We start from the raw sequence: 3,540 nt of genomic DNA, 5'->3' as shown, positions 1-3,540 counted from the left end.
GAAGGCGGCCGGCGGCGCGCAGGACAGGCCCGCGGCGATGGCCGCGGCGAGCAGAAGCGGACGGAACATGGCGGATTCCCCTGGAGGGCGGCGATAAGAACAGCGTAGGGGGTCGAGACTAGACGCCGCGCCGGCGCAGGCCGAGTGACGAAAGTTGGTCGCCGCGCCGCCGCTTGCGTCCGGGCCGACGGCGCAAAGCCGGCTCCGCGACCGCGCGCGCGGCGTTCGCCGCCGGCGCCGCGTCGGGCGCGCCCCGCCGGGAGCGCGGTTTACCGGGATATTCAGGCGGCTAACAGCGATTTGGGTACCATTCCGCGCTCTGCCCCGCGCCTTCCCCCAAGGTTCCCGTTGAACGCCTTCGCCGCCGACGCCCCGCACCGCATCGCGGTCGTGATTCCCAGCTACAAGGTCCGCCGCCACATCCTGGCGGTGATCGCGGCGATCGGGCCGGAGGTGGAGCGCGTCTACGTGGTCGACGACCGCTGCCCCGACGCCAGCGGCGATTTCGTCGAGCAGCACTGCCGCGACCCGCGCGTGCGGGTGCTGCGCCACGAGCTCAACCAGGGCGTCGGCGGCGCGGTCATGACCGGCTACGCCGCGGCCGTGGCCGAGGGCTACACCATCGCGGTCAAGATCGACGGCGACGGCCAGATGGACCCGCGCCTGCTGCCGCTGTTCGTGCGCCCGATCCTGGAAGGCCGCGCCGACTACACCAAGGGCAACCGCTTCTACGACCTCGCCCAGATCCAGCGCATGCCCGCGCTGCGCCTGATCGGCAACGCCGGGCTGTCGTTCCTGAGCAAGCTGTCCACCGGCTACTGGCATCTGTTCGACCCGACCAACGGCTATACCGCGATCGACACCCGGGTCGCCGCGCACCTGCCCACCGAGCGCATCAGCCGGCGCTACTTCTTCGAGACCGACCTGCTGTTCCGCCTCAACATCGCCCGCGCCGCGGTGGTGGACGTGCCGATGGACGCGGTCTACGCCGACGAGGAAAGCAATCTGAAGATCGGCAAGATCTTCGGCGAGTTCCTGGTCAAGCACGTGCGCAACTTCGTCAAGCGCATTTTCTATAACTACTTCCTGCGCGACATGTCGGCCGCATCGCTGGAGCTGGCGTTCGGCGCGGCGCTGATGGCCTTCGGCCTGGGCTTCGGCGCGTGGAAGTGGCTGAGCTCGGCCCAGGCCGGGATCGCCACGCCGGCCGGCTCGGTGATGCTCGCGGCGCTGCCGGTGATCGTCGGCCTGCAGTTCGTGCTGGCCTTCATCGCCTTCGACGTGGCCAGCGTGCCGGCGCGGCCGATCGCGCCGTACCTGCCCGACCCGGCGCGCCCGCGCGCGGGCACGGGCACGCCGCAGGACGGCGCGGCGCAGCACACCTCGCCGCAGGACGCATCGGCTTGAGCGCGCCCGCCTTGCCGCCCCGCGCCTGGCAGCGCTGGATCCTCGGCGCCGGCGGCCTGGCCGTGTTCGCCGCGCTGCTGCTGCGCGACCACGGCCTGTACGCCTCGGTGTTCGGCGACGAATGGTCCTACAGCGCCTACAGCCGCCTGGGCCCGATCGCCGAGGCCAAGCTGCCGTCGTATCTGTATCTGTGGATCTTCCGCGCCACCAACCTGTGCGGCAGCGGGTTCCTGGATTGCGCGCGGGTCCTCAACGCCGCGCTGCTGGTGGCCGCGCTGCCGCTGATCTACGCGGTGCTGCGCCCCTACACCCGCCCGGCCTTGGCCGCGGCCCTGGCGGTGGTGTGCGTGGCGGCGCCGGTGAACAGCTACACCGCGTATTTCATGCCCGAATCGCTGTACTACCTGCTGTTCTGGGCATTGGCGCTGGCGGTGCTGCGGCCGTACGCGCCGCGGCCGTGGCGCTACGGCGCGGTCGCCGGCGCGATCCTCGGCGCGATGTGCCTGGTCAAATTGCACGCCTTGTTCATGGCGATCGGCTTCGCCGCCTTCGTCGTCGCCGACGCGGCATGGCCGGACCCACGCCGGCGCCTGCTGCCGGCGCTGGCGGCGCTGCTGGCGGCCGCGGCCGCGTTCGTGGCGGTGCGCTTCGGCCTGGGCTATGCGCTCGGCGGGCCGGGCAGCCTGAGCCTGCTCGGCGAGTTCTACCAGGTCCAGGCCAACAACAACGCCAGCCTGGGCTGGGACGCGATGGCGGCCAACCTGCTGCGTTCGGGCTGGGGCCATGTGCTGGCGCTGAGCCTGCTGTTCGGGCCGCTGCTGGTGCCGGCGCTGCTGCAGTTCTTCGGCGCCGCCCGCGGCGGCGACGGCGGCGACGGCGAACCGGCGCAGCGCGCGCGCAGCGCCGCGGTGTTCGCCCTGGCCGCTGTCGGCACGCTGGTGGCGGTCACCGTCTACTTCACCGCCAGCATGGGTTCGAACGAGAACGTCGGCCGGCTGCACCTGCGCTATTACGACTTCTGCCTGCCCTTGCTGTTGCTGCCGGCGCTGGCCTGGCGCGGCCTCGGGCCGGCGCGATGGCAGCGGCGGCTGGCCTGGGCGCTGGCGATCGCGCTGGCGGCGCTGACGCTGTACGCCGGCGCGCGCGGGCTGCGCGGCTATTCGCCGTTCCCGGTCGACGCGCCGGAGCTGACCTGGATCCTCGGCCGCAACCGCCTGACCGCGCTGGTCGCCCTGCTCGGCGCGGCGCTGTGCCTGGCCTGGGTCTGGCGCGGCGAGGGCGTTCGCCGGATTTTCCACCAAAGCCTGCGCTGGGACTTCCGCCTGCCGCGCCTGGCCGCGCTCGGTCATTACGCGCTGGTCGCCGCGCTCGGCGCCGGCGCGGTCGCCGCCAGCATGCGCGGCCTGAGCCACGCCGACGCCTACGTGCGCGGCGGCCAGACCCTGCGCGAGCGCCATCCCGAACTCGTCGCCGACAGCCAGTTGCTCGGCCGCGACATCTTCGGCCTGGTCAAGGCGCGGTTCTATGTGGATTCGACCGCGATCGAGCCGGTCGTGGTCGAGCCGGGCCGCGACCTGGCCGACGCGGTCGACTGGAGCCGCGCCAGCGCGGTGCTGTTCAACGGCCTGAGCCTGCCGGCCGGCAGCTACTCGCGCCGCGAGGATTACCCGGGCTTCAGCATCTACTGGCTGGAACAGGGCGACGCGGTCGACCTGCGCCATGCCCAGCCGGCGATGGTGCGCTCGCTGCGCGGACTGTCGTCGCAGGAGCCGTTCGGCCGCTGGACCGACGGCGCCGAAGCGGTGATCGAGTTCGACCGCGAGTTCTCCGGCACGCTGCGCGTGGTGATCGACACCGCCTCGGTGTTCGGGCCCAACGTCGGCCAGCCGGTGACGATCCGCATGGGCGGGGCGCAGGCCAGCGCGCGCTTCGACGGCGAATCCTCGCGCCGCGCGCTGCTGCTGCGCGATGTGGCGCCGACGCGCGAGCTGCACCTGCTGGTCCCGCGGCCGACCTCGCCGCGCGAACTCGGCGATCCCCACGGCGACCCGCGCCGGCTCGGGCTGGCGCTGACCCAGTTGCACCTGCGCCGCCTCGACGCCGCGCCGGCGCCGCCGGCCGACTGCCCGCATT

Annotated in this window: 2 protein-coding genes; both read left to right on the top strand. The window is 72.7% G+C overall.

Translation table 11 applies throughout. The annotated features are described in order from the left end of the window. Positions 1-348: 348 nt before the first annotated feature. Entirely contained in the window at positions 349-1,407 is a 1,059-nt protein-coding gene (locus tag A7A76_RS21735; protein ID WP_206413265.1) for a glycosyltransferase family 2 protein, read from the top strand. After that, a partial coding sequence (locus tag A7A76_RS21730; RefSeq protein ID WP_206413264.1) for a DUF7024 domain-containing protein occupies positions 1,404-3,540 on the top strand: 2,137 nt, incomplete at its 3' end. The genes A7A76_RS21735 and A7A76_RS21730, both read left to right, overlap by 4 nt.

It is taken from the genome of Lysobacter enzymogenes, assembly GCF_017168095.1.
Taxonomy (GTDB): domain Bacteria; phylum Pseudomonadota; class Gammaproteobacteria; order Xanthomonadales; family Xanthomonadaceae; genus Lysobacter; species Lysobacter enzymogenes_D.
Note: the sequence above shows the minus strand (reverse complement) of the source record. Positions and strands in the feature narration are given on the sequence as shown.